This window comes from Citrobacter sp. Cy070, assembly GCF_030332245.1.
In the GTDB taxonomy this organism is placed as follows: domain Bacteria; phylum Pseudomonadota; class Gammaproteobacteria; order Enterobacterales; family Enterobacteriaceae; genus Citrobacter; species Citrobacter youngae.
The window spans coordinates 163,390-188,755 of sequence record NZ_JAOWIG010000091.1 but is presented as its reverse complement, the minus strand read 5'-3'; the positions used below and the strand labels follow the sequence as shown (position 1 = coordinate 188,755).

Genomic DNA, 25,366 nt, shown 5'->3' with positions numbered 1-25,366 from the left:
AGGGGGCTTTTTTTGTCACTCCAGAATACAGCGCTGCCTGAAACGCTGCACTTATCACGCCTACGGATTAGTGTTCGTTCTTGCAGGTCGGATAAGGCACAGGCGCCGCCACCCGACAACGCGAAAGAATTCAGACTAAGGGGAACAACAAAGAGGGATGAGATTAACGGCTATATTGCGCTAAGAGTGAAGGAATCTCTTCTGCCAACACCGGGGGAGAAATGAAGAAGCCTTGAATTTTGTCACAGCCAATCTGCGTCAGGCGATCAAGTTGAGACTGGGTTTCAACCCCTTCGGCCAGGACTTCAATGCCAAAATTGTGCGCTAAAGAAATGATACCCTCAATAATCCTTGTCGATTTAGTGTCGGGCTCTATTTCGGTGACAAACTCTTTATCAATTTTTAAGGTATCAAAAGGATATTTCAACAGATAATTAAGATTAGCGTGCCCGGTACCAAAATCATCAAGCGCTAACTTGACCCCGATAGCCTTCAGTTCCGTCATATTTTTCGCCGCTATTTGGCTGTCACACAGCGGCGATGTTTCCGTTACTTCAATCTGGCAGCGATGAACCGGAAGGCCGGAAGCGGCCAGGTTTTGTCTGATTCGTTGAGGTAAAAGAGGATCGCAGAATTCAAGCGCAGAAATATTTACTGATAATACAAGAGGTTCGGGCCAGGTACTCGCAACATTCCACGGCGGGCTGGCAACCATATCTTCAATTGAAAATATATTGCCGCTGTCTTCCAGTAACGTAATAAATACATCAGGAGAAATCATACCCATCTGAGGGCTGTTCCACCGCATTAATGCTTCAAATCCGCTAATACACTCGGTATGTAAATTAAAAATAGGCTGATAAACCATATAAAGTTGACTGGTATTCAATGCCTTTTCAAGCGCGGTGAGCACCTCATCGGAATTAAACATTCCCCCTCTCCCTCTACAAATCATATAAATTAAAAACCAGTCAAAGTCACTCCCGAGTTGTACCTGCTGTTAAATGCGTTACATCAGAAAAGAATAGCCAGGTTAGGGTAAAAAAGACATGCTGTGGGTAAATCTGACAATCAGTTTATTCAGATCAGAGGTATTAGTCAGTCCCAGCTTGGCGACAACTCTCATCTTATGCGCCTGAATAGTCTTATAGTTCAGACTAACCAACTCAGAGATTTCCTTGGCAGAATAACCACTTACCAATAGATTGAGGATTTGTTGTTCTCTTTCCGTCAATCTCTTCTGCGAACGATACAGTCGGGGATTCCATTTCCCGACCGACAACGTAGCCAACTGAGCAAAATCACGCAATGAGGATTTCTCAGTCAATACTATGGTTTTTTCAACGTATAATAATTCAACACATAATTTCGCCACCAAACTATCAGCAACGATAACGACAACGCTATTATAAAACTTGAACCGGTTTTTATTCAAAAACTGCACAATGGCAGAACAAGGCTGTTCATTGTTAATGATATTAAAAACCATTGTCTGATGCTGGCATAATGACGACTGCTGCAACATATCCTCAAACTGGAATGTTTTTATCGGCACATGTTTGCTTGTCAGGTAGGCAAACATACCGTTGCCCACAAAATTATCACTGCCACACATCAACATCCTGTTCACCGCTCCTTATAAGCTTCTAATTTTATTACTCATTAAAAATTTAATAATGGTTTTCTCAACTTCAGCCTCTTCACGACGGTTCTTAAAATCGAACTCGCAAGAAACCTGATGACAGGAATACAATTGATTATCCTCATCAAATTCGTTGATCGCGACGACATCAATGACTTTTAGATCAAGCTGAAAACTGCCGAACGTATCAAAATCCAGAGCAGCATTTTTAATCACTGCATCCTTGTAAAGAAAACGGGCATTAACATCTTTAGCGATTAACGCACAACCACCCTGAGAGATGTTTTTAATCTTAAGTGAGTAGTTCTCTCCGTTTTTGTAACGACCAAAACAGAAAAAATCGAACCCCTTCAGAAAAGAAAACCGCTGATTCTGTCGCTGTTGGGCAAAGAAAATCATATCCGGGATGAGGTAGGATAATCCTGCCTCAGCACCTGTTGATGGGGTGGCTTCAAATCTGGCGCTAAATTTTATAATCCCGCTGTCACTGTGCAGGATAAAGTATTGGATCTTTTCAGGAATGATGTCTTCATGACCGGTGACCACAAAGCGTTCGAAATCGATCCTTTCTAACTGCGTGATGACGCTGGTGTTTTCACATAAAACTTCCAGCTTCGTCTTCTTATGCAGCTCTTCACGAAGGATAGCGATGATCTCAAACTTGTTGTCCTTTGCTAATCCAAAGTTCATTCTAAAACCCTTATTTCCATATTTAAGATATGTCTCGGCCCCGGTCTGATGACAGACAAAAACGCGAGATCAGCATCCACCCCTGGTGCCTAATTACCATAGTGGATTCCATGTCGAACAGTTGATTAAAACTTAAGTTTTTAACTATCTTTCGTCATTTATTGATACGTAAAAACATTTAATCAGAATTAATTTTAGCTTAAGCCATGCCTAAAACCATGCAAACCTACGCAATAGCTATAACAAAAGCGAATAACAAGACTTTTCAAAATGCGATTTTGAGATAATAAATAGCAATAATCGCATAGAAATAAAATAGAAAAAATGCTGTAAAACTAAGGAGTTGACAATACAGAGCGTGGACGGGGGGGCTGAACCTATAGGCACAATATCCAGCAGGTGGTCATTAGCCAACTGATACCAATACCATGACGTCTCATTTCACAGGAATGAATGTATCATTCAGGTATATTAATCGTAATTTAACTTAAGTGATAAAAAGGCCAGCATGATGCTGGCCCCGGTAAATACCGAATTAAATTAGAGTGGCAAACTCTCTTACAGAGGGTACAGCGTTAAAAATTCAATACCGTTGTTTAACGATTGCCCGGGCAGAATCAGCAATTATCATCACTGCCCCAGCCAACATTAACGTGTTTTTTAGCACCAGACGTCCCGCCCCCGATAAATACGGAAAGCCGTAGTGTAAATCACCCAATGGCATAACCCATACTTCTGGTGTGGTAATTAAAAGCAACAAGGTGACCACCGGCGTTGCAAATGCCAGAATTTCCCCCATCAATCCTGACCAACGGCTAATCGGTCAAGGTTAATCCAATTCGATCCCCCTGCCCCAGTAAACGAAGATATTTTTCCATGATGGCAATCCTACTTGTACAAAATTGCAGTGACATAAGTACTGCTATCAATTCTCATCGAAGTAATTTTCCATGATGATGCCAGCTTTTCTTGCGCCAGTTTAGCAATGTCCTCTTCGACATCAGAAGGTGCCGCTGAAACAGCGGATACACTGACGTGGGCCAAAAAACCCCCACACAGGTGGGGCAAAGATGCAGACTCTATATTTATTATTGAACGAGAGAAAACAGATCGTTTAATGACTCACTCATACTTGGATGGGTAAATATTTGGTCACGCAACACGGTATAAGGTAACCCGGCATCCATCACAGTTTTAATGATATTAATCATCTCATGCGAATCCACACACAGCAGTGAGACACCTAATATCTGCTGCGTATCCGTGTCCACCACAGCTTTAAGTACACCACGCGTATCATCCATGACTCGCGCCCGTGGAATCGCAGCGACGGGAAGCGTCACCACCTGTACCGCCGCACCGCTGGCACGGGCCTGCTCTTCTGTCATCCCCACGCGGGAAAGTGGTGGTGTCATAAAGACGGAATATGGCACATTTTGCCGATCGCCGGTGTTTCTCACCCCTTCGCCTAACAGGCCATCACGCACAATACGGAAGTCGTCCAGTGAGATATAGGTAAATTGCAGCCCCCCTGTTACATCTCCCATAGCCCAGATGTTATCCGCCGACGTCCGCAAATATTTATTCACAATAATGCTGCCACGATCGTTCACATCGACACCGGCTTTTTTCAGTTGCAGTTGTTCCGTCGCCGGCTTGCGGCCTGATGCGACCAACAGTGCGTCAACAACCTGTTCCCCTTCCGGCATCTGTAGCTGCACCGCGCCATCATGAGACGAAACCAACTGCACCTTAGCATTGAGGATCAGCTCTACGCCTTTATCGCGTAAAATATCAGCGATCGCATCGGCGATATCCCGGTCCTCGCGGGGCAAAAACAGCGGTGCAGCCTCAAAAATAGTGACCTGACTGCCGAAGTTGGCAAACATCGACGCGAACTCAACGCCGATATAGCCACCCCCCAGGATACCCAGGCGCTGTGGGCGTTGGGTCAAATTCAGCAACCCGGTGCTGTCAAAGACGCCCGGCGTACTGGATAATCCCTCAATATCCGGAATCGTCGACTGTGCACCGGTATTAATAAAAATCTTCTCACCGCTCAGCTCAAGCGTTCCTGTCGACTGCATTACCCGCACGGTATGGTTGTCGACAAATTCAGCACGCCCTTCAATCACGTCCACATTTTCCAGATTGGCCAGATTATGGAAGTTTTTATCGCGCAGAAAACTGACCACGGAAGCCTTACGCTGCATCGCAGTTGCAAAGTCATGCTGCAGCTCAGCATCGTGTACCAGGGTTTTGGTTGGAATACAGCCGATATTAATGCATGTTCCGCCATACATGGTGTTGGATTGCTCAATAATTGCTACCCGCCAGCCCGTCTTTGCCAGCGTAGCCGCCAGCGTCTTACCTGCTTTGCCAAATCCAATAATGATCGCCTGATATTGTTTCATGCTGCCTCTCCGCAAAGTCATTGTTCATTTGTTACTCTGGATTATAGGCAGTGCCCTGTCAGGCCAGCATATCCATAACGCGCATTTTTTTGTTCAATCGTCTAAGACCAAATAATAAAAACTAAAAACCCGCCAAACGAAAAAAAAAGTAACTATTTGATAAAATTAATTTAATGTAAAAATATAGCGATAATTACGGTTCTATCAACAACAATAAAAATTGTTCAGGAGTCTTTATGGATGCACTTAGCCGCTTGCTAATGCTTAACGATCCGCAGGGTTCTATTGATCAAAACTGCGTATTGAGCAGAGACTGGCAACTCCCTCATGCAGCAGGTGAGTTATCCGTGATCCGCTGGCATACGGTAACCCAGGGTAGCGCTTTACTGGAGATGCCTGATGGCAACACTTATACACTGCGTCCTGGTACGGTAGTCATCTTGCCGCAAAACTCCGCGCATCGGTTGTGCCAGTCAGGTGAGGAGCAAACGCATATTGTCTGCGGAAGTCTGCAACTACAGACATCCTCCCGCTATTTTTTAACCGCGCTGCCGGAAGTTTTGCTGCTGGCACCTGGCGAAAATAGCCCCGTTTACCACTGGCTTAAGGCGATGATCGGGCTGATGCAGCAGGAATCATTGAGCATGCTGCCCGGTTCCAACGTTGTGTGCAGCCAGCAATGCGCCACGCTGTTCACGCTTGCCGTTCGCGAATGGTTATCTCAGGCCCCCCCTGCCAAAAATGTGTTGAATCTGCTATTACATCCCCGACTGGGAGCGGTGGTGTTCCAGATGCTGGAATCACCCGCACATCCCTGGAGTGTTGAAGAACTGGCGCAGCGCGCGCATATGTCCCGGGCCAGTTTTGCTCAACTGTTTCGCGAGGTTTCAAACTCCACGCCGCTCGCCGTACTCACTACATTGCGTCTGCAATTCGCCGCCCAGATGCTGTCGCGCGGCGCCCAGCCGTTGGTCGTGATTGCCGAATCGGTGGGATATGCCAGTGAGTCATCTTTTCACAAAGTTTTTCTGCGTGAATTCGGCTGTACGCCTGGTGAGTACCGTAAACGGGTGAAGGCGCTGGAATCATAGCGCCCACCTTCAAAGGATTGAAGGCGAGCGCTACCAGGGGCTATTTCTGGGTGCGATGCCTGTGTAGCCACATCAGCTTATACGCTGCCGGAATGATGAACAGTGACAGCAAAGGTGCCGTGATCATGCCGCCAATCATCGGTGCAGCGATACGACTCATGACTTCAGACCCGGCTCCCGTTCCCCATAAAATCGGCAGCAGACCCGCAATGATGACCGCGACAGTCATTGCTTTAGGACGCACACGCAGTACCGCTCCGTGGTACAACGCCTCATCCAGTTTATCTACGGTAAAGGTTTGCGGGTTTTCCAGCGCAGGCTCTGCTTCAATGGCGTGGCGCAGGTACATCAGCATCACCACGCCAAATTCGGCAGCCACGCCTGCCAGTGCGATGAATCCTGTCCCGGTCGCGACCGACATATGGAATCCCATCCAGTAGAGAAACCAAATTCCGCCTACCAACGCAAAGGGCACACTGGTGATAATCAACAGTGCTTCGCCAAAACGACGGAATGCCAGATACAGCAGCACGAAGATAATCATCAGCGTCATCGGCACCATCAGTTTAAGCTTGTGGCTGGCGCGCTCAAGCAGTTCAAACTGCCCGGAGAATGCCACGCTGGTTCCCGGTTTTAGCTGGACGTTTTCAGCAATCGCTTTTTTCAGATCGTTCACCACCGACACCATGTCGCGATCGCGGGCATCAATATAGATCCAACTGGTTGGCCGCGCGTTCTCGGTTTTCAACATCGACGGCCCCGAAACCACCTGCACATCTGCAACATCAGCCAGCGTGATTTGCTGTTTCATTGGCGTCAGTATCGGCAGATGCCGTAGCGTTTCCGGGCTATCGCGATAGCTTTGTGGATAACGCAGATTGATCGGATAGCGGGCGATACCTTCAACCGTTTCACTTACCATGGCACCGCCTACCGCTGAGGTGATAAACAGTTGCACATCGCCGACGGTCATCCCATAACGGGCGGCCTTTTCACGATGAATATCTACGCTAAGATAACGTCCGCCGACCAGACGTTCAGCCAATGCGGATGCCACGCCAGGCACCGTTCTTGCGACTTCTTCGATTTGCTCTGCCGTGGCGTCAATATCCGACAACACGGTACCCGAAACCTTAATACCGATAGGACTTTTAATCCCCGTAGAGAGCATATCGATACGGTTACGAATTGGCGGGACCCACAGATTCGCCAGCCCCGGTAAACGAACGGTTTTGTCCAGTTCCTCAATGATTTTGTCCATCGTCATCCCCGGACGCCACTGATCCTGCGGCTTCAGTTGGATGGTGGTTTCCACCATTTCCAACGGCGCGGAGTCGGTCGCCGTTTCAGCTTTACCGGTTTTACCAAACACGCGCGCCACTTCAGGAACCGTCATGATGAGCTTATCGGTTTTTTGCAGCATATCTGCCGCCTGCACTGCGGAAATCCCCGGCAAGGTTGAAGGCATATACAACAGATCGCCTTCGTTAATCTGCGGTAGGAATTCGCCCCCAACCTTATTCAGCGGGAAGATGACGGTCAGGATCGACAGCACCGCCACCAGCAGGGTCGTTTTCGGCCAGTGCAGCACTTTCAACAATAACGGGTGGTAAAGACGAATCAGGAAACGGTTAAGCGGGTTGCTGCTTTCCGCCGGGATCTTGCCACGGATCCAAAATCCCATCAGGATCGGGATCACCACAATGGCCAGAAACGCAGCACCTGCCATAGCGTAGGTTTTGGTAAACGCCAGCGGACCAAACAACCGCCCTTCCTGCCCTTCAAGGGTGAAGATAGGGATAAACGACAGCGTGATAATCAGTAAGCTAATGAACAGCGCCGGACCGACTTCCACCGAGGCGTTGGTGATGACTTTCCAGCGAGTTTCGTTATCCAGCGTTTCACCCGGATGCTGATGCCCCCACTCTTCCAGCCGCTTATGCGCGTTCTCAATCATCACGATTGCGGCATCGACCATCGCCCCGACCGCGATGGCTATCCCCCCAAGCGACATAATGTTGGCGTTCAGTCCCTGGAAATGCATCACGATAAACGCGATACACAGTCCCAGCGGCAGAGAAATAATGGCCACCAGCGCCGAGCGGATATGCCACAGGAACAGCGCGCACACCAGCGCCACAACGATAAACTCTTCCAGCAGCTTGTGGCTCAGGTTATCAATCGCGCGATCGATCAGTTGACTGCGATCATATGTTGTAACTACTTCAACGCCTTCCGGCAGACTGCTCTTCAGCGTTTCAAGTTTAGCCTTAACCGCGGAGATCACCTCGCGCGCATTTTTACCGGAGCGCAGGATCACTACGCCGCCTGCCACTTCGCCTTCGCCATTCAGCTCGGCGATCCCGCGGCGCATTTCCGGCCCAATTTGTACGCGGGCAACATCACGCAGATAGACCGGAACGCCATCTGTGCCAGTTTTCAGCACGATATTATTAAAGTCATCAAGGGACTGCAGATATCCACTGGCGCGGACCATATATTCCGCTTCTGCCATTTCGACAGATGAACCACCGGCTTCCTGGTTTGAGGCATCCAGCGCCGATTTCACCTCACCCAGACTGATGCCATATTGCGTCAGCTTCATCGGATCGATGACAACCTGGTACTCTTTGACCACACCACCCACCGAGGCAACTTCCGCCACGTTAGGGATAGTTTTCAATTCATATTTTAAGAACCAGTCCTGCAGGGAACGTAATTGGGCAAGATCATGTTTGCCGCTGCGATCCACCAGCGCATATTCAAATATCCAGCCGACCCCTGTCGCATCTGGTCCCATTTCAGCACTGACGCCAGCGGGTAATTTCCCCTGCACCTGGTTGAGATATTCCAGGACACGGGAGCGCGCCCAATAAGGATCGGTCCCGTCTTCAAAAATGACATATACGTAAGAGTCGCCAAATTGCGAGAAACCACGCACCGTTTTCGCTCCCGGCACCGACAGCATGGTGGTGGTCAGCGGATAGGTCACCTGATTTTCAACAATTTGCGGCGCTTGCCCCGGATAACTGGTTTTGATGATCACCTGCACATCAGAGAGATCGGGCAGCGCGTCAACCGGCGTATTCACAATGGTCCAGGTGCCCCAGATGCTGAGAAACAGCGCCCCCATCATCACCAGGAAACGGTTTGCCACCGAGCGGCGAATAATCCATTCAATCATTTATCATGTCCTCAGTGTGAATGGGTCGCCTGGGCTGGCATCGCGAGTACAGAGAGCGTCCCGTTTGCCTGGGCGCGCATACGATCCAGGGCGCCAGAAATATTCGCTTCGGAATCGATCAGGAACAGACCGCTGGACACCACGTTTTCACCTTCGCTCAAACCAGAGCGAATGGCCGTTAACCCCTGAGACTCATGGAATACCGCTACCTGCTTAGGTACAAATCGTCCTTCATTATCGACGGTGATAACCCGCTGTTCGGTACCGGTATCAATCAGCGCTTTAGACGGGATCAGCAGCATCGGCTCGCTTTGCGTTTTTAGTTGCAGATAGGCATTCATTCCCGGCTTAAGGGCCTCATCCGGGTTATCAACCTGTAGACGAAGCTGGAGCGTGCGCGTCGTGGAATCCACACTCGGCAAAATACTCCATTTGCTAATGGTGAAGGATTTACCCGGCCAGGCAGGTACGGTAATGGTGAATTGCGAGGCGTCTTTAATCAGCCAGGCGATAGATTCCGGGACTGAAGCACTGACCCAAACCGGATCCATTCCCTGAATTTTCGCGACCACATTATCTTTTGAGATGTTCATACCAGTACGTAAATCAAACGCGGTAATCACCCCATCAATAGGGGCCTTCAGGGTAAAGCGGGTCTGAATTTTCCGCGTCGCTTTCAAGCGTTGAATGTCCGCCTCCGGCATTCCCGCCAGGCGTAATCTCTCCAGAATACCTTCAACCTGCGTCGCGCTGCCGCCCGTTTCCCGCAGCAGTAAATATTCACTTTGTGCTTCTACCCAGTCAGGAATTGTCAGATCGATAAGCGGCGAGCCCTGCTTAATTTTGTCGCCCACAGTCAGCGGATAAACTTTCTCGATAAAGCCTGCCGAACGCGCCTGGACAATGACAAATTGATATTCGTTATAACTGACGTTCGCCGGGAAAGTTTGTGCATATTGCAATGGCCCACGGCGCACGGGTTCGGTTTTTAGCCCCAGATTCTGAGTCTGTGTCGGGTCAATACGCACACCCGGTGCGGATGTACTCGCCGTCTCTTCATCGGCATATTTCGGGATCAAATCCATATCCATAAACGGAGATTTACCCGGTTTATCAAAACGCGTATTGGGATACATGGGGTCGTACCAGAATAAAACTCTACGCTCTTCTTTTTTTTGAGCAGCGCCGGTATCGGCCGATACTTTTGCGGATGAATAATAGGTATACACACCGACAGAAATAATTCCGCCGACAATCATGCTGCCGAGAATAAGCGCGGTATTTTTAATATTTAAAGACGCCATAGTGATTTCCATTGCGCGATAGTCTCGCCCGTGTCCAGGAAAACCCGGGCAAGAATAAAAGAGACCAGCGAGATCCGTTATTTACTGATGTGAATATCGCGTAAGACAGAGAGATTTCCCTGCTGAACAAACGTAAATGCAACTTTATCGCCTGGCTGAATATCGTCGGCCCTGGTATCAGATACCAGCGTGAAACGCATCGTCATTGCCGGCCAGTTCACTGCGGGAATAGGTTCATGTTTAATCGTGACTTTTTTGCTATCCATATCAATAGATTCAATCACGCCTGTCGCACTAATCACTTGCTCCTGCTGGGCCGCAGGCGCCATATTCATCATCTCGCCATGCTGATGTTCATTGGCCTGAGCGTTAAACATGACTACAGATAACACAGTAAACAAAGCGGCTTTAGCGGTAGTTTTCATGCAATATACTCCTGAGAATTTAAGATTAAAGATCATTCAACCCAGCCACCGCCTAAGGCAGCAAACAGCTTAATTTCATTAACCTGTTGGGCATAGTTAAGGTCGAGCAACGATTGCTGTGTAGTGAATAAAGAACGCTCGGCGTCCAGTACTTCGATATAACTAACCGCACCATGTTGATAGAGTGCACGAGCGCGTTGCAGCGTGATTTGTAATGAGTCCAGATAACGCTGTTGTCCGGTAATTTGATCGGCAAGGCTTTGACGCAACACCAGTGCATCCGCAACTTCTTTAAATGCGTTCTGAATTTTTTGCTCGTAATTCACCACCGATTGCTGCTGGCGGATTTCTGCTAAATCGAGATTTGACTGATTACGTCCAGCGTTAAAGATCGGAATGTCTATTTTCGGGACAAAATTCCACATGCCGCTGGCCGCATTAAAGAGGCTGGAGAGATCGCCACTGCTGCTGGATACAGAGCTGGTCAGCGTAATCGATGGGAAAAATGCGGCTCGTGCAGCGCCAATATTGGCGTTCGCCGCCAGCAATCCATGTTCGGCCTCCATAATATCCGGGCGCTGCAATAATATTTGCGATGGGAGTGCGGGGGGCAGTGTCACGGGTTTTATATCACCGCGACTGCGCACGCGGTCGTCCGGTAATTTTCCGTACGTCCCCAGCAATAGCTGCAGTGCGTTGTTCGCCTGCGCCAGTTCGCCTTGACGTTTGGCAATATCGCTGCGTGTGCTTTCAATCACGCCGCGAGCCTGCTCCAGTGCCAGCACGTTCGTACTGCCGGTCATCAACTGTTTCTCGACAAACGCATATGAGCGCTGGTAGTTTTGCAACGTTTCTTCGGCAATTTGCAGTTGCGCATAAGCCAGACGCTGGTTGAAATAACTTTGCGCCACGTTAGAAATTAATGAGATATGCACCATTCGACGCGCTTCTTCACTGGCGAAAAAATTCTGCCGATCGGCTTCACTCATATTTTTCAGTCGTCCAAAGAAATCCAGATCGAAACTGAGATTCAGTCCCGCTTCAAATTCCCGGTTGGTGCTGCTATCGCCTTTTAATTTCCCGCTATAGGTACCGCTGGAGCCAGCGTTAAGCTGTGGGTAACGATCGGCATCCGTCACACCGTATTGCGCTTTCGCTTCCTGAACCTTCAGTACCGCCATGCGTAAATCACGGTTATTGACCAGCGCCTCACCAATCAACGCCTTCACCTGGGAGTCAACAAAAAAGTTACGCCAGCCCGTATCCTGATATCCCGTCGGGGCCGAAACCAGCGTGTGCTGACTTAAGGAGAATTGCTGCGGAACCGGCAATGCCGGACGTTGATAGTCCGGAGCCAACGAGCAGCCAGCCAGAACAAAAATAGCGCTGAGGGTAAGAAGCTTAAATTTGTACATAGTTCTTCTCGTCCAGACCGGACTGATAACCATAAAAGATGTGTGAATTTATACCTGAATGACTCTGTTTAAGCGGTGACAGGAAAATGACAAAACTGTCATTTTCCCAATAACCGATTGCTATCCGATCCGCCTTCTCTAGAATTGAAAATCCGCACAGCCAGTGCGTGATGGAGAATGTCATGAAGATTTTGATTGTCGAAGATGAAAAAAAAACCGGCGAATACCTGACGAAAGGCCTGACGGAAGCGGGTTTTGTTGTGGATTTGGCGGACAACGGTCTGAACGGATATCACCTGGCAATGACCGGTGATTATGACCTGCTCATTCTCGACATCATGCTGCCCGATGTAAACGGCTGGGATATCGTGCGGATGCTGCGCACCGCCAATAAAGGCATGCCCATTCTGCTACTCACCGCACTGGGTACCATTGAGCATCGGGTCAAAGGTCTGGAGCTGGGGGCTGATGATTATTTGGTTAAACCGTTTGCCTTTGCAGAATTGCTGGCGCGGGTCAGAACGCTGCTGCGACGGGGAGCCGCGGTCATTGTCGAAAGTCAGTTTCAGGTCGCGGATTTAATGGTCGATCTGGTCAGCAGAAAGGTCACCCGCAACGGCACACGCATCACCCTGACCAGTAAAGAGTTTACGCTGCTTGAATTTTTCCTGCGTCATCAGGGAGAAGTGTTGCCGCGTTCGCTGATTGCCTCTCAGGTTTGGGATATGAATTTTGACAGCGACACCAATGCGATTGATGTCGCCGTGAAGCGTCTGCGGGCCAAAATCGATAATGACTTTGAGCCGAAACTGATTCAGACCGTGCGTGGCGTGGGGTACATGCTTGAGGTGCCGGATGGCAACTAAACGATTACAGCGCCCTTTTTCGCTGGCAACACGGTTAACCTTTTTTATCAGTCTGGCGACTATCGCCTCATTTTTCGCTTTCGCATGGATAATGATCCACTCGGTGAAAGTCCATTTCGCAGAGCAGGATATCAATGATTTAAAAGAGATCAGCGCGACGCTGGAGCGTATTATTAACCACCCGAACGAACCGGAATCGCGTCGGCTGGAAACACTAAAAAACGTAGTTTCGGGTTATTCTAACGTCATTATTTCTCTGGAAGATGCCAATCAGAGGGCCATTTTCCATTCACCTAATGCGCCGGATCTTCGTCAGTTTATCGCCACGGCAACGCCGGATAAAAATGCACATACCCGTAATGTCTTTTTAATTTCCGGCCCAACGCTGCAAACATCAGAACATGCGCACGGGAAAAACGCATCCTCCAACTGGCGAATGATTCGTTTACCCATTGGGCAGTTGCCAGACGGAAAACCGGCCTATACGTTGTTTATGGCGTTATCGATTGATTTTCATCTGCACTATATTAACGATCTGAAAAACAAACTGATCATGACGGCATCGTTAATTAGCATGATGATTGTTTTTATTGTGCTGTTCGCCGTCTATAAAGGTCATGAACCGATCCGTAATGTCAGTCGGCGCATCCAAAATATCACCTCTAAAGATCTCGATGTTCGCCTGGACCCGCAGGCCGTGCCGATTGAGCTTGAGCAACTGGTCGAGTCATTTAATCATATGATTGAACGAATCGAAGATGTGTTTAAACGTCAGTCCAATTTTTCTGCTGATATTGCTCACGAAATCCGCACGCCAATCACCAACCTGGTCACGCAAACAGAAATTGCCCTCAGCCATCCCCGCAGCACGAAAGAGCTGGAAGATGTGCTCTACTCTAATCTCGAAGAGTTTGGGCGTATGTCGAAGATGGTGAGTGATATGTTGTTTTTGGCACAGGCAGACAATAATCAGTTGATCCCGGAAAAAACAGCGCTGAATCTTGCGGATGAGGTCAGTAAAGTGTTCGACTTTTTCGAAGCCTGGGCGGAAGAACGCGAAGTCAGCCTGCGCTTTGAAGGTCGGGCATGCCGGGTTTCTGGCGACCCGTTAATGTTACGCCGGGCAATGAGCAACCTGCTCTCTAACGCAATGCGCTATACGCCCAAAGGCGAATCTGTCACCGTGCGAGTGAAAGAGGCTGATGATCTCGTGCATATTATTGTGGAAAATCCTGGTACGCCAATAGCCGCGGAACATCTGCCACGACTCTTTGACCGGTTTTATCGCGTCGATCCCTCACGACAGCGTAAAGGCGAAGGTAGCGGTATTGGCCTGGCGATAGTGAAATCGATTGTGATTGCCCACCAGGGAAAAGTCTCCGTGACATCCGACGCTCGCGCTACCCGCTTTATTCTGACATTACCCAAATATGCCGCTTAATAATTATTGGTGGCGCTAATGCGCCATCGATTAAACCTGATATTAATATTATTATTCTCTGACATCATCGTCATAATCCTGTCACCTCACTGACAGCCCCTGATTATTATAATTCTCCTGTAAACCGACACTGGAGAAATATGATGAAGAAGATATCTTCCTTTTTAGCTATCGCCTTTTTTATCTCAGCTGGCGTTAATGCGGCAGAAACATCCACAACGCATCAGCAGGCAGCTATGGCTCACGAGATGGTGAATAACAGCGATACACCTGCTCATCAGCAAATGGCACAAACACATAAAGCACAGGTGCAGAATAGCCAATCCACGCGGGCTAGTGCACCGTCTTTTTCGCAAATGAATGAACATGAAAAAGCGATGGTCGTTCATCAGTCAATGAATAACAGTCATTCATATTCACATGAGCTGCAGGCGAAAAAACATCGCGAACAGGCAGCAACGCAAGGGTAATCCATCTCTCCACCAAGACACGCGTGCGGGCCAGGATAGCAACATAGCCTGCGCGCTTTCCCGTGGTTAGTGTCAATTTTAACCGTCCCAAAGAGCGCTGAGATCACAGCGCTCTTACATTCTGTGCGTTACAGTATGCTGCTTTAACGCTGGAGTCAGGCATGGCTTTAACCCTTACGGTGTTACTTGAAAACAGGCGCGCCCGCGGTGCAGAAAAAGTCCTACGGGCAAAACCTGGATTAAGTCTGTTAGTTCAGGATGAAACTACCACGATATTATTTGATACCGGGCCTGATGACAGTTTTAGGCACAATGCCGCATTAATGGGCGTAGACTTGTCTCAGTTAACCGCTGTCGTGCTCTCACATGGTCACTATGATCACTGTGGCGGCGTCCCGTGGCTTCCCGATAACAGCCGCATCATCTGTCATCCACACATTGCCTGCGAACGTTACGCTGCGTTCACGCTTGCAGGATATACCCGTAAAATCAAGAAATTATCGCGCGATAATGATTACTCTCGTCTGCAGATGGCGTACTCCCGTGAGCCTTTGCCCCTTAGCGAACGCTTTCTGTGGTCAGGAGAAATATCCGTATCCGCACCGCAGGCCTACGGTGTCATCAATGAGAATCCTCCCCAACGCGACTACATCACTGACGAAGGGGTATTGATCTACAAGTCAGACCGTGGATTAGTCATCATTACCGGCTGCGGACACCGGGACATCGCCAATATCGTCGCTCACTGCCAGCAAATAACGGGCATCAGCAAAATTCATGCCCTGGTCGGCGGCTTCCATTTACGCTGCGCATCGCCCTATACGTTATGGCAAACCCGACGATTTATTAAACAACAGCAGCCAGAAAAACTTCTCGGCTGCCACTGCACCGGCGCGTGGGGACGTTTGTGGTTACCAGGACAAGAAGCCCCCGCGACAGGAGATGTTATTGTGCTGGCCGAATAATAATCACCATTGTGGTTGTTGTATCTTCATCACATAACATTCATGAATATCAAAATGCGCGCACAATCTTGATCTGGTCACTTATTATACAGAAATAAAGTTCGCTACACTCAGGACAGAGGTAAACAAACAGGAGGTAGTGAATATGTATCGCTCTATTCTGGTGCCCATTGATATCTCTGAAGCCGATTTAACTCGCCATGTTATTCCGCAGGTTGAAGCGCATGCAAAAACCGCTAAGGTCCATTTTTTAGCGGTCATTCCTACCGTTCCGTTCTACGCATCACTCGGGCTTGCCTACTCCAACGAGTTCCCGGACAGAAGTGGTATACAGGCGAAAGCCACCGAAAAGCTCGACGACATTGTTACGCAATTCAATATCCCCGCCGGCAGAACGCAGACCCATGTGGTTTATGGCCCACCGAAAGATCAGATCCTTAAACTGGCAGATGCCGTAGACGCCGAATTGATCGTCATTGCATCCCATAAACCGGGTTTCAGCACCTATCTGTTGGGGTCAACCGCCGCTGCCGTAGTACGTCATGCCAAATGCCCCGTACTTGTTGTGCGGTGATATTGGTTAGAAAAACAGGAAAACGGGAGCGATCAGGCTCCCGTTTTTATATCCCCAAAACGCTGCAGAAAAAGTTAAATTCAGAGCCGCTGATGTAGACGTTATGCCTACTGGAATAAAACTTTGCCGGGAGGATATTTTATCGAAATGGTACGCCCTGTAGGATTCGAACCTACGACCTACGGCTTAGAAGGCCGTTGCTCTATCCAACTGAGCTAAGGGCGCATAGAGAAGTGATGACTTCATGCAGATGAAACGCGTGAATTATACGGTCAGCGCCTGCTGAGTCAATGCCTTTTGTTCCGGTTGCTGACGAAGTGTACGAATGTTGTTTTTTTCTGGTCGTTCATGGGGTTCCAGGAAATCACCTGGTAATAACTCAGCCAGCATAATGCGGGATTTAAGGTTACAAGTATTTAGAAAATTAATGATTTTGCTTAACATTCCCCAACCCCTTCCCTGCTGTTCAGGACCTCGTCAATGTTAAGTATCGCTATCAAGGAAGAAAATAGTCATTTCGAACATGGGCTGAAAATCATCATCTCCCGCCTGGCAAATGAGTGGCATCAGGACATCTGCTTTTTACCTACCGAAGATATCGATCGCGCAGACATCGCCTTTATTTCACTGGATGACGATTGGCTCAGCGCAGGATGTTATCAGGTTCCCGTCCACACCAGACGCCAGCATCGGGTTATCATCTGCAACGGAGGCGATAAAGATAAGCTGATGTTTCGTCCCTGCCTGTATATGCTGCCGCTGATCTATCGCGAAGATAATGTTGAAGCGATAACCCAAAAATTGATCCTGATTCTGCAAAAACGCGCGCTCCGCCACAGTGTGCCTGCAACCATCTGCCATTACTGTACCACCCGCCACTTTTCAGTGGAGGAACGCCAGTTTTTAATGCTACTTGCCAGCGGTAACACGCTCGCTGAAACAGCACATCTTCTCTCCATCAGCGATATCCAGGCCAGAGCAACTCGCCGCCGTATTATGAAAAAGCTGGATGTGAAAAATGATCAGCAATTTTTAAGGTATATCAGGGCGCACCTGAGTTTTCTGCAACAGTAGAGTGAATCTTGCGGTCGGGCATTTTATTGAGAAATGTCTCATCATCAATTAAGTATCGGCACCTACTGTACCTAATCGCATGCTGCCAGAATACCCTATGTATATTATTTCCGGGGAAACAAATAGACACACTCGGTAATATTTGCTCTGACGCCAGGGGGGATATCGTGGCACCGAGCCTGCTATTATGGAATGATAAATCTGAGTACTCGGTCTTTACCGCCAAAAACAGCGATGCAGAACCCCTGCAATTCGCACTTAAATTCGAGCCCATTGTCGATTTGTCTACCGCGTTGAGATACGGTTGTGAGGTCCTCACACATCTTCCCGCCAATATAAACAGTGAGAAATATTTTCACCAACTGTCGGTTCAGCATCGACAGCATCTGTTTTATCAGCAAATTGACAAAATTAAGTGCTACCAACAGGGACTGCGCTACTCACTGAATTTACCGATGCAAGCCTTTCTGAGTTGGCCGCTATTCCATTCCCTGATTACGCCCTCTCCGTCCAGCTTGATTATCGAAATACAAGATCCAAATACGTTTTATTCTTTAAGTACACCCCAGCGGGCGATCGTCTACGGCGTAATTCAACATCTTGAAGACCATGGTATCCCAATATGGCTGGATGACGTCAATGAGGAACTGCTTGGCACATTCACCGCAGCCAACTGGCATTTGTCAGGGGTGAAGTTAGATAAAAATACGTTCTGGACACTCAGTCATGTGCCGGAAAAACTCCGCCAGGTTATTCAGATGGGGCGCGCAATCGCCAGCCTGGTGGTAGTTGAAGGAATTGAAACGCAAAAACAGCAGGAAATTGCCCTGCGCGCTGGCGCAAATTTGGGTCAGGGATATTTGTGGCCAGCCATTTATCCAGAGCAGGCGCAATAGATACGGACAGGGAAAAAGGAAGGATGCGCAGTGTAAAACGCCGGGAACGGCATCGCCGTTTACGAAACGCCCACTGTACCTGGCAATATGATCACTGTGCGCCGCAGGAATTTGACAGAATTGAGTATCTGGCTCAAAAACTTGATTACACATTACCGGGCGACACAATATCTCAAGCGATTATCACAACAGACAACTATCTCGGCTATACGTTAAATCGCTATTTATTTTCTGGTACACACACGGCCATCTTCCAGACGATTGAATCGGCCCTGCCACTGTTGAAAGAGTCTGAAGCGAGTCAGTTAGTGGTTGATATGGATGGTGCATCAAGCTCATATTTCGATGTTCTGGAATATCTTCGCCGACTCATTAAAGAACAGGATAATATTCAAATTTTCATATTACTTCCCAGTCGCCACGAAGCGCTCAGGCACTTTATTGCGATGGCTGGGCCATTCTATATCCTGTCGCGCCGTCAGCGCCTCCCGGAGATGCGCCATGCTTTATTATCTATGCCGCCAGACCATATTCACTCCGGGCACATAAATCAGGCTGACTGGGAGATGATCTCATTACTGTCACAAGGTAAATCATTAAAGAAGATTGCTCTGCTGCAGGCTCAACCCTATCACCGCGTTATCTATCGCCTGAACCAGCTGATCACGCTGCTGGGGTTGCCACATCGTCAGCGTTTTTTGCATCTGATACATCGCCTCAGCGTTACCTATCCCCATTTAATTTAACACCCTAACCCTCTGTGATATAAGAATTTATAGGAAATTACTTATTTTCAACTGAGAAAACGAATGTGATTTTTACAAACATTTAATATTTACAACTATTCCTGGTATTATATGTCGCGCAGGTATCCTGCTTTAGCTGACAGATTCAGTACATTTCGACAAAAAAGAATTGCCTCGCCGCCTTAACAAAACCTAAACAATTAGTCCATTGTGTCGTTTTTACTATTTAAAAAATTTTTTCAATCTGCCATAATTCAAACAGCAGGAGATTAATATCAATAGTCATTACCATGCCCTGATCTTTCAGGATATCCTAACAGACATTATGAACTTACGTGCTGTAAGCCTTTTCCGAAAGTGCAGAGCAGGTATAATCCTCACTGTTTTCTGATTAATTGTAAGTTTTCCCTGGTGTGAAATGGATATTCCACAAACTCATTGTTCTGACGTAGAACAACCGAATAAACAAGGATGACATAATATTTATTCGGTTCTTCTTCCAGAGCAATCCTTGGCTATTTGACAATATTATAACGCCTGATGTTTTATCAAAATCGCAAGATACACAAACAGTTTGAGGCATACAACAATGAAACCAGCATCCGTTATCATTATGGACGAACCCCCTATTGTCAGAATGTCGATAGAAGTACTGCTCGAAAAGAATAGTAATATTCAGGTTGTTCTGGAAACCGATGACAGCCGCGCAGCAATAGATCATCTACGGACTTATCCAGTCGATCTGGTCATTCTGGATATTGAACTACCTGGCTCCGATGGGTTTACATTACTCAAGAGAATAAAATCTCTGCAGGAAAAAACCCGGGTACTGTTTCTATCCTCAAAGTCTGAATCATTTTATGCCGGACGGGCGATCCGTGCCGGTGCCAATGGCTTCGTCAGCAAGCGAAAGGATCTCAATGATATCTATAACGCGGTGAAAATGATTTTATCAGGATATTCATTTTTCCCTTCAGACACGCTTAACTTTATTAATAATATTAATATACGTAAAGGTGTGCTGAATGACATGCCGTTATCGAACCGCGAGGTAACGGTTTTACGTTATCTGGCGAATGGGTTATCTAATAAAGAAATTGCTGAGCAACTTTTATTGAGTAATAAAACAATCAGCGCTCACAAAGCTAACATCTATTCCAAGCTCGGACTACATACCATTGTTGAGCTTATTGATTATGCAAAGATGCATGAATTAATGTGATCGCACTCCCGGCGAGGCGTCGTTCGGGAGTGCGTTATCAGCGCATGATGTCAATTGTAGTTAATCATAAACGTAGCATCTGCTTTCGCGATCCCCGGTTGAACGCCATCTGCCAGCGCAATATAGTTGGCAAAAAAAGTCAGCATAGCGTTGCCATTTTCATCAATGCTTACTGTCTGGCTGGCTTGTTCAAGCGGTAATCGCGTACGGTCGCTATCGTGCAATTCAATCGCGACCTTTTGTGCCATCACGGCATCGTCCAGCGCCAACAACGTGGTACCCGCTGCCGGCGTGCCGGAAAAGGTTATCGAGGCCGACCCCGGCGGGCAGCCTTCAAGTTTCAACGTGAAGGGAACCGGTTGGGTCGTATCCCCGGTGGTCTTTAATTGTTTTGTCGGCCAGGTGCCTAGTTCAACCAACTTATTATTGTCACTGGCAATAACCGCACAGGTAAAGTCCACAATATTACCGTGCAGTTCGATATTAATCTCACCCAGCGAGGTATCCGCCTGGCATAGTGAACTGGCTGACACTGCGGATATCAATACAAAAAGTGCACGACGTCTCATTGTTTTCTGCTTATTCATAATCAACTCGCAGATAGCCACGGGCGGTGAAAGGCCCTTCCGCTGGTTTATTGCCCGTCACGCTGACTGGCCATGCTCTAATGCCAACCCGCGCGGCAGCGTTATCATCCAACTGAAAGGGAATGGTGCTGGACAGATTGTTGGGTGTCAGCGGTTTACCGCTGCTGTCGGCCACGATAAAACCTAAATCCGGGTTGTCCGATATCATCATTTGCCCGGACGCTTTTTCGGCCTCGACCCGCATGGTCAGATAAGCTTGCGCGGCAACATTTGTACATTTTATGGCGACCGTTTTCGTTTGCGTATTGATACCTTCGGGCCGGTTACCGGCTCCCGCCTTGCTGAACAGCGAGGCACCAATATCGCCAAAATCAAACTCCACGATTTGCCCGGCATTCACCTCGCAGTTTTGTGGAACTTCCACCTTGCCGCTGTAGCTTATGGTGTAAACCGGCGTACTCAGCGCATCTCCCGTACTGGTAGTGACATAGACGCTGAACATCGTCTGTCGCGGGATCGGCACCATGTTGATAAATGAACGAATCACTTTTAATTTAAACACCAGCTTCGAATCCATCACGCCAAAAGGCTGCTGTTTGGAAACGTTTGGGTGATTCCCCATGCGGATATAATTACGTGGAGGATAAAACAACCCCGCGTAGCTATCGGTAATACTCATGGCCCCCAACAGGTAATCATTGAGTTTCAGATACTGAAAGTTATTTTCCGTACTTTGCACGGGGAGTTCTGTCACATAACTTCGGTAGGTGTAATTCACCGTCGTCCCTGCCGGGCAGGTTGCATTCACCCCAACCCAGCCTGACTTTTCAGGCAATGTCACTACCTGGCCCGGTTGGTTATTGCTGCTGTTAAACACATTCGACAGATCGTAATAAACGTCCGTTGGCGTTCCGTTCGAGTTATGGCAGACCGTCGCCCATGACGTATTAGCTATAAGCAGTAAAGCGCTTCCCAGTAGCAAACCGGTTTGTCGTTTCATCATATTATCCCTGTCGTGCCGACGGTCGTTGGCACATCACGTTGGTGAGCGTTACAGCCTGTTTCAGGCTCTCTTCAGGCAAGGTATAGTGCGCTTCACAGCGTGCGTTTGCGCCTTCACCCCATTGGATCAACAAGTTGCCTTTGAGCGGCAGACCACTCAGATAAATTTGTCCATCCTCACCGACCATGCTGGTGACGCCGCTCGTGGTTTCGCGAACCATCGACCCAAATGGCACCGGTTTTCCATCCCGATTCACCGTGATAAGCGCCCGCACGCCAATGCGTGTATCAAACGCCGCACGTACCAGTGCCCCCTGCGTGGGCACGACGCTGCTAACGTTATTTTCCACATCGGTGTTGTTATTCATTGAATTGGTATCCAGCGCGACGCGGTTGTAACGATAAACGGTGGCATACGGCATGACCGCGTAGCCACGCCAGTCGGTCTGCACGCCGGTCTGGTTTTCTATCCGCACCCCCTGGGCCCCAGGTGCTTTTATCAGTACGTTGGTATCGCCCAGTGGTTGGCTGAGCGTAATGCCGTCCGCATGTCCGATGACGCCACCGGAGAGTTGCCAGTTATAGTCATGCTGGTCACGGTCATAGTTGTAACCCACGCCCAGCGTGCCATAGGCCGCCTGCCAGTTCGCGTTAGCGCTCCCGCTGTATCCGTTGGAGCTGCTGTGTCCCTGATTAACGCTGTAGCTGAGATTGCGTCCATCTAACAGCGTGCCGCCAATACCGCTTTGCCAGCTGTTTTGTCCATTGCTGTTACGGTTCGCATTGAAAGTGGCGTAGGTGCGATCGAGTGCGTTATCACGCGAGTAGCGCCGCCCGGTCAGCAGACTGAACGGTACAGACACATTGAAGGCCAGGATGCGGTCGGTATCAGAGATCCCGACCGATTCATTCCATGACCAGGAGAGTGAATAGCTAATCCCCTGCCAACCGCTGGCATACCCCAGCTGGTACCAGGTATTGGTATCTGAGGTGTTCCAGTACGTTTGCTGGCTACCCGATACATAGAGTGATCCGTAATCGCCAAGGTTCTGCGAAATGTTGATCTGAAAACGTCCCTTTTTGCTGTAGCTCAGATTGTGGTAGCTCTTCACCTGTGGAACATCGTGGCGATTCCCTTCGCTGTCATATTCGTACTCGTAACCTTCCATACTGCGATACGCCACATCATCGAGGGTATAAAACCCGCGCGTCGAATAGCGGTACCCCAACAGCTGGAAGTTGGTACCGAAGTTGTTCAGTGATTTTGCATACAGAAAACGCAGCGATTGCCCCTGATGCGTACTGTCATCCGCCAGTTGGCTCCGGGCATGCGTTAAATCGACAGAGACAGCTCCCCAGTCTCCCAGGTTGCGGCCAGTACCTAGCACCAGTGCGGTGTAGCGTGAAGCTAACTGCGTGCCGCCATACGCGGTGTAACCTTCTGGTAACCCGGCAATTAACGTTCCCTGGAAAAAGAATGGCGAAGACTGCTGGCTATTACCGCTGCGAAAATCCCCGGCGACAACATCATATTTGAAACGTCCTTCACGCTGGAGCAGAGGTACCGTGGAATACGGCACCGTATAGCGCTGTTGACTGCCGTCCTTCTCATCAACCGTTACGTCCAGGTCACCACTCGACGAGGTGGGGTTAAGATCGGTTATCGAAAAAGCGCCTGGCGAAACATAGCTTTGATAAATCACGTAGCCATTCTGGCGAATAGTCAGTTTCGCTGCGGTACGCGCAATCCCACGGACGGTTGGCGCATAGCCCTGTAAGCTGTCGGGATACATGCTGTCGGACGAATAGAGACGAGCACCACGAAAACCGATACTGTCAAAAACGTCGTTGCCGGTGTTGCTGTCCCCCATAACCAGCTCACCCTTCAGCGGAATAATCGCGCGCTGAAGCCATGTGCCAATATTTTTCCAGCTTTGCGAATGGTAGCCGTCACCTTTCGAGTAGTTCCATGCACCGTTATTCCTCAGCCGCCATGGGCCATAGTTCAGGCCGCTTAACATGCTTAAGAAATAGCTGTCGGTATCGCTGCCGCGACTGCCGGTAAAGCTGTAGTTAACCAGCGCCGCCGGAATACCTTCATCCCACTCCTCTGGCGGAATATAGCCACGCGCACTGTTCAACATTGAGGCTTGCGGCAGGCTGACATTTAAACGCAGTGTAGAAAAATCGAAGGCAATTTCGCTACCAGGAATCGCCTCTGGCAAATTAATACAGGTATTGTTCGCATCCTGACTGAGTGCCGGAAACGCAGTGATATTGACGCCAAGGCGTTTAACCCAGTCGAGATCAAAGCACGGCATCAGCCCGCCGGATTTTTCTCCGGCTTTCCCCGCACTGGTGGCGAAACGAATATCCTGGGTAGCCACAAACTCATCATTGCGCCAAATATCCACACGATAAACGCCTTCAGGCTGGTGATTCCCTTTTTCGAAACGAGACAAATCCGCCACAGTAGCGGTATCGGCAGATAAAAACGCCGGATTGAAATAGCTTTCACCCTGGCTGAAGGAGGGAAAGAGCGCGGCCAGCGTGGACAACGCCACCCCCGCCAGCGGTGGCGTAACCCCCGGTAACAGGCCAGGAAAATACGTTGTCTTATTCATCGTTTTCTCAACGCACGCTAACCGTTTTAGCGGTGGTGACTGCGCCATAATCGTTCACCGTCTGGAACGTAACGTTTCCCTGAACGCCAGTCGGCAACAGGACCTGCGTGTCATTTTTTGGCGCAACCATAACGTTATCAATCTTCGTATTTCCGACATTGAGATTGACCAGCGTGACGTAATACGCTGACGGGTTGGTGATTTTCAGGTGGTTGCCAGTACGGGAAAACTGCAGCATGCCTGGCGCATCTTCCGCGATTTGTGGCAGATTATTTGGGCGGACAAAGAGTTTGATGCGCGACAAAATCGCCAGTTGCAGAACGTTTTTCCCCTCAAGGCTATTTTTATTGACCGACGGAATAGCCTTCACATTCATCCAGAACAGCGATTCACGGTCTTTGGGCAGCGGCTCGCCCGCGTAGATGATACGCAGCGTGTTTTCGCTTTTAGGTTCACTGACAAACAGCGGCGGTGTGACCACAAACGATTTATCTTTGACGCCTGCGCTGTTCTCTATCCATGAATTAATCAGGAAACGTTCTTTGGTATCACTATTACTAATGGCGAGGGACGTTTGTTTAGCCTCGGCAGGATAAATAACGCGAGTTGCACCTAATGCAATTCCACCAGATGCCTGCACACTGGTGGCAGAAAATAAGGCCAGTAAAATGATAAAGCCTGATTTTAGATAATTAAACATAGCTACAAATACCTTTGGCGTGATTATCGTTAGG

General features: G+C 48.7%; 23 protein-coding genes, 1 tRNA gene and 2 pseudogenes. 10 read left to right on the top strand and 16 right to left on the bottom strand.

What is annotated here, in order from left to right:
- Positions 1–163: 163 nt before the first annotated feature.
- From OGY19_RS22810 to rclA, 6 genes and pseudogenes are all read right to left on the bottom strand, one after another.
- Complete coding sequence (locus OGY19_RS22810) at positions 164–931, bottom strand: putative bifunctional diguanylate cyclase/phosphodiesterase (protein WP_048212357.1); 768 nt, start codon at positions 929–931, stop codon at positions 164–166.
- A 102-nt stretch (positions 932–1,033) separates the two neighbouring features.
- On the bottom strand, positions 1,034–1,615 hold the full coding sequence (locus OGY19_RS22805) for a helix-turn-helix transcriptional regulator (protein ID WP_170927356.1): 582 nt from the start codon (positions 1,613–1,615) through the stop codon (positions 1,034–1,036).
- A gap of 21 nt (positions 1,616–1,636) precedes the next feature.
- Positions 1,637–2,332, bottom strand: coding sequence for a flagellar brake protein (locus OGY19_RS22800; protein WP_061067471.1), 696 nt, complete (start codon positions 2,330–2,332; stop codon positions 1,637–1,639).
- A 583-nt stretch (positions 2,333–2,915) separates the two neighbouring features.
- Positions 2,916–3,155: pseudogene (locus OGY19_RS22795) on the bottom strand (DUF417 family protein); the annotation flags it as partial.
- 65 nt (positions 3,156–3,220) lie between these two features.
- Positions 3,221–3,370: pseudogene (locus OGY19_RS22790) on the bottom strand (YdgH/BhsA/McbA-like domain containing protein); the annotation flags it as partial.
- Positions 3,371–3,420: 50 nt separating this feature from the next.
- A complete protein-coding gene (gene rclA / locus OGY19_RS22785) occupies positions 3,421–4,746 on the bottom strand; it encodes a reactive chlorine resistance oxidoreductase RclA (protein ID WP_115600799.1) in 1,326 nt (441 codons plus the stop codon).
- 236 nt (positions 4,747–4,982) lie between these two features.
- On the opposite strand from rclA, the gene rclR reads away from it, so the two are divergent.
- Positions 4,983–5,837, top strand: a complete 855-nt coding sequence (rclR, locus tag OGY19_RS22780) for a reactive chlorine-specific transcriptional regulator RclR (protein WP_048212362.1) — start codon at positions 4,983–4,985, stop codon at positions 5,835–5,837.
- A gap of 40 nt (positions 5,838–5,877) precedes the next feature.
- Here rclR and OGY19_RS22775 read toward each other — a convergent pair whose 3' ends face one another.
- From OGY19_RS22775 to OGY19_RS22760, 4 genes are all read right to left on the bottom strand, one after another.
- A complete protein-coding gene (locus OGY19_RS22775) occupies positions 5,878–9,021 on the bottom strand; it encodes a CusA/CzcA family heavy metal efflux RND transporter (protein WP_115600800.1) in 3,144 nt (1,047 codons plus the stop codon).
- Positions 9,022–9,032: 11 nt separating this feature from the next.
- Entirely contained in the window at positions 9,033–10,325 is a 1,293-nt protein-coding gene (locus tag OGY19_RS22770) for an efflux RND transporter periplasmic adaptor subunit (RefSeq protein WP_115600801.1), read from the bottom strand.
- Positions 10,326–10,402: 77 nt separating this feature from the next.
- A complete protein-coding gene (gene cusF, locus OGY19_RS22765; protein ID WP_061067467.1) occupies positions 10,403–10,750 on the bottom strand; it encodes a cation efflux system protein CusF in 348 nt (115 codons plus the stop codon).
- A gap of 32 nt (positions 10,751–10,782) precedes the next feature.
- A complete protein-coding gene (locus OGY19_RS22760; protein WP_048212366.1) occupies positions 10,783–12,165 on the bottom strand; it encodes an efflux transporter outer membrane subunit in 1,383 nt (460 codons plus the stop codon).
- Between the two features lie 182 nt (positions 12,166–12,347).
- Between OGY19_RS22760 and cusR the strand changes: the two genes are divergently transcribed.
- The 5 genes from cusR (at position 12,348) to uspF (ending at position 16,481) form a co-directional block, all read left to right on the top strand.
- A complete protein-coding gene (cusR, locus tag OGY19_RS22755) occupies positions 12,348–13,031 on the top strand; it encodes a copper response regulator transcription factor CusR (RefSeq protein ID WP_048212367.1) in 684 nt (227 codons plus the stop codon).
- On the top strand, positions 13,021–14,472 hold the full coding sequence (locus OGY19_RS22750; RefSeq protein WP_101742357.1) for a Cu(+)/Ag(+) sensor histidine kinase: 1,452 nt from the start codon (positions 13,021–13,023) through the stop codon (positions 14,470–14,472). Before cusR ends, OGY19_RS22750 begins: the two co-directional genes overlap by 11 nt.
- Before the next feature lie 143 nt (positions 14,473–14,615).
- Positions 14,616–14,942, top strand: a complete 327-nt coding sequence (locus tag OGY19_RS22745; protein WP_115600802.1) for a PcoE/SilE family metal-binding protein — start codon at positions 14,616–14,618, stop codon at positions 14,940–14,942.
- Positions 14,943–15,103: 161 nt separating this feature from the next.
- Entirely contained in the window at positions 15,104–15,907 is an 804-nt protein-coding gene (locus tag OGY19_RS22740) for an MBL fold metallo-hydrolase (protein ID WP_286597251.1), read from the top strand.
- Between the two features lie 145 nt (positions 15,908–16,052).
- On the top strand, positions 16,053–16,481 hold the full coding sequence (gene uspF, locus OGY19_RS22735; protein WP_115600803.1) for a universal stress protein UspF: 429 nt from the start codon (positions 16,053–16,055) through the stop codon (positions 16,479–16,481).
- A gap of 148 nt (positions 16,482–16,629) precedes the next feature.
- Here uspF and OGY19_RS22730 read toward each other — a convergent pair.
- Together OGY19_RS22730 and OGY19_RS22725 are read right to left on the bottom strand one after the other, a co-directional pair.
- Positions 16,630–16,706: transfer RNA gene (locus tag OGY19_RS22730), tRNA-Arg, on the bottom strand.
- 39 nt (positions 16,707–16,745) lie between these two features.
- On the bottom strand, positions 16,746–16,925 hold the full coding sequence (locus OGY19_RS22725) for a hypothetical protein (protein ID WP_040232627.1): 180 nt from the start codon (positions 16,923–16,925) through the stop codon (positions 16,746–16,748).
- A gap of 36 nt (positions 16,926–16,961) precedes the next feature.
- On the opposite strand from OGY19_RS22725, the gene fimW reads away from it, so the two are divergent.
- From fimW to fimZ, 4 genes are all read left to right on the top strand, one after another.
- On the top strand, positions 16,962–17,555 hold the full coding sequence (fimW, locus tag OGY19_RS22720) for a fimbria biosynthesis transcriptional regulator FimW (RefSeq protein WP_048212373.1): 594 nt from the start codon (positions 16,962–16,964) through the stop codon (positions 17,553–17,555).
- A 167-nt stretch (positions 17,556–17,722) separates the two neighbouring features.
- Positions 17,723–18,451, top strand: a complete 729-nt coding sequence (locus OGY19_RS22715) for an EAL domain-containing protein (protein ID WP_075551397.1) — start codon at positions 17,723–17,725, stop codon at positions 18,449–18,451.
- A gap of 23 nt (positions 18,452–18,474) precedes the next feature.
- On the top strand, positions 18,475–19,197 hold the full coding sequence (gene fimY, locus OGY19_RS22710) for a fimbria biosynthesis regulator FimY (RefSeq protein ID WP_115600804.1): 723 nt from the start codon (positions 18,475–18,477) through the stop codon (positions 19,195–19,197).
- A 589-nt stretch (positions 19,198–19,786) separates the two neighbouring features.
- Positions 19,787–20,419 carry a fimbria biosynthesis transcriptional regulator FimZ gene (gene fimZ / locus OGY19_RS22705; RefSeq protein WP_286597249.1) on the top strand — a complete coding sequence of 211 codons (633 nt, stop codon included), beginning with the start codon at positions 19,787–19,789 and terminating at the stop codon, positions 20,417–20,419.
- A 50-nt stretch (positions 20,420–20,469) separates the two neighbouring features.
- Here the strand turns inward: fimZ and sfmF are convergent, their stop codons facing one another.
- The 4 genes from sfmF to fimC are packed head-to-tail and all read right to left on the bottom strand — an operon-like array spanning position 20,470 to position 25,332.
- Positions 20,470–20,988: a fimbria assembly protein gene (sfmF, locus tag OGY19_RS22700; RefSeq protein ID WP_048212618.1), complete on the bottom strand. Its 519-nt coding sequence runs from the start codon at positions 20,986–20,988 to the stop codon at positions 20,470–20,472.
- Between the two features lie 10 nt (positions 20,989–20,998).
- A complete protein-coding gene (gene fimH / locus OGY19_RS22695) occupies positions 20,999–22,006 on the bottom strand; it encodes a type 1 fimbria D-mannose specific adhesin FimH (protein ID WP_005122052.1) in 1,008 nt (335 codons plus the stop codon).
- Positions 22,007–22,010: 4 nt separating this feature from the next.
- Positions 22,011–24,632, bottom strand: a complete 2,622-nt coding sequence (locus OGY19_RS22690) for a fimbrial biogenesis usher protein (protein WP_286597246.1) — start codon at positions 24,630–24,632, stop codon at positions 22,011–22,013.
- A 7-nt stretch (positions 24,633–24,639) separates the two neighbouring features.
- On the bottom strand, positions 24,640–25,332 hold the full coding sequence (gene fimC / locus OGY19_RS22685; RefSeq protein WP_005122054.1) for a type 1 fimbria chaperone FimC: 693 nt from the start codon (positions 25,330–25,332) through the stop codon (positions 24,640–24,642).
- Positions 25,333–25,366: the final 34 nt, after the last annotated feature.

Coding starts and splice junctions, on each gene's coding strand:
- rclR (WP_048212362.1), top strand. CDS start 4,983: ATGGATGCACTTAGCCGCTTGCTAATGCTTAACGATCCGCAGGGTTCT.
- cusF (WP_061067467.1), bottom strand. CDS start 10,750: ATGAAAACTACCGCTAAAGCCGCTTTGTTTACTGTGTTATCTGTAGTC.
- OGY19_RS22770 (WP_115600801.1), bottom strand. CDS start 10,325: ATGGCGTCTTTAAATATTAAAAATACCGCGCTTATTCTCGGCAGCATG.
- OGY19_RS22690 (WP_286597246.1), bottom strand. CDS start 24,632: ATGAATAAGACAACGTATTTTCCTGGCCTGTTACCGGGGGTTACGCCA.
- fimH (WP_005122052.1), bottom strand. CDS start 22,006: ATGAAACGACAAACCGGTTTGCTACTGGGAAGCGCTTTACTGCTTATA.
- OGY19_RS22810 (WP_048212357.1), bottom strand. CDS start 931: ATGTTTAATTCCGATGAGGTGCTCACCGCGCTTGAAAAGGCATTGAAT.
- cusR (WP_048212367.1), top strand. CDS start 12,348: ATGAAGATTTTGATTGTCGAAGATGAAAAAAAAACCGGCGAATACCTG.
- fimZ (WP_286597249.1), top strand. CDS start 19,787: ATGAAACCAGCATCCGTTATCATTATGGACGAACCCCCTATTGTCAGA.
- OGY19_RS22805 (WP_170927356.1), bottom strand. CDS start 1,615: ATGTGTGGCAGTGATAATTTTGTGGGCAACGGTATGTTTGCCTACCTG.
- OGY19_RS22725 (WP_040232627.1), bottom strand. CDS start 16,925: ATGTTAAGCAAAATCATTAATTTTCTAAATACTTGTAACCTTAAATCC.
- fimW (WP_048212373.1), top strand. CDS start 16,962: ATGTTAAGTATCGCTATCAAGGAAGAAAATAGTCATTTCGAACATGGG.
- OGY19_RS22740 (WP_286597251.1), top strand. CDS start 15,104: ATGGCTTTAACCCTTACGGTGTTACTTGAAAACAGGCGCGCCCGCGGT.
- rclA (WP_115600799.1), bottom strand. CDS start 4,746: ATGAAACAATATCAGGCGATCATTATTGGATTTGGCAAAGCAGGTAAG.
- OGY19_RS22775 (WP_115600800.1), bottom strand. CDS start 9,021: ATGATTGAATGGATTATTCGCCGCTCGGTGGCAAACCGTTTCCTGGTG.
- sfmF (WP_048212618.1), bottom strand. CDS start 20,988: ATGAGACGTCGTGCACTTTTTGTATTGATATCCGCAGTGTCAGCCAGT.
- OGY19_RS22750 (WP_101742357.1), top strand. CDS start 13,021: ATGGCAACTAAACGATTACAGCGCCCTTTTTCGCTGGCAACACGGTTA.
- fimY (WP_115600804.1), top strand. CDS start 18,475: ATGCGCAGTGTAAAACGCCGGGAACGGCATCGCCGTTTACGAAACGCC.
- uspF (WP_115600803.1), top strand. CDS start 16,053: ATGTATCGCTCTATTCTGGTGCCCATTGATATCTCTGAAGCCGATTTA.
- OGY19_RS22800 (WP_061067471.1), bottom strand. CDS start 2,332: ATGAACTTTGGATTAGCAAAGGACAACAAGTTTGAGATCATCGCTATC.
- OGY19_RS22745 (WP_115600802.1), top strand. CDS start 14,616: ATGAAGAAGATATCTTCCTTTTTAGCTATCGCCTTTTTTATCTCAGCT.
- OGY19_RS22760 (WP_048212366.1), bottom strand. CDS start 12,165: ATGTACAAATTTAAGCTTCTTACCCTCAGCGCTATTTTTGTTCTGGCT.
- fimC (WP_005122054.1), bottom strand. CDS start 25,332: ATGTTTAATTATCTAAAATCAGGCTTTATCATTTTACTGGCCTTATTT.